The organism is Megasphaera sp. AF13-6AC (assembly GCF_027685385.1).
In the GTDB taxonomy this organism is placed as follows: domain Bacteria; phylum Bacillota; class Negativicutes; order Veillonellales; family Megasphaeraceae; genus Megasphaera; species Megasphaera micronuciformis.
The window spans coordinates 1-248 of sequence record NZ_JAQCUN010000223.1; the positions used below are offsets into that span (position 1 = coordinate 1).

At 39.5% G+C, this 248-nt stretch carries 1 pseudogene; it reads left to right on the forward strand.

The features are described 5' to 3' along the window. A pseudogene (locus PGX78_RS08345) lies at positions 1 to 182 on the forward strand (ABC transporter substrate-binding protein); the annotation flags it as partial. Positions 183 to 248: the final 66 nt, after the last annotated feature.

A 248-nucleotide genomic window follows, 5' to 3' on the forward strand; every position in this document is an offset into this window, starting at 1 on the left:
CACCTCTTACCTTTACTCTCAATGTAATGAAGTATGTAAAGGATGAAAAGTTGGCTGAAGACTATTCGGATTTCGTCCGTTCCGACGGTCAGGAAATACTGGAAAGAAACGGTTTCACATCCGTCCATTCAGCACGAGGCTTAGACTTAATAGAAAGGTTCGGCGTAAAAGATGTCCAATAATACAAGTGCACAGAAAAAAGAATTCTACTTACCGAAGTTACGGCATTTGGTACAACTTATATTCTT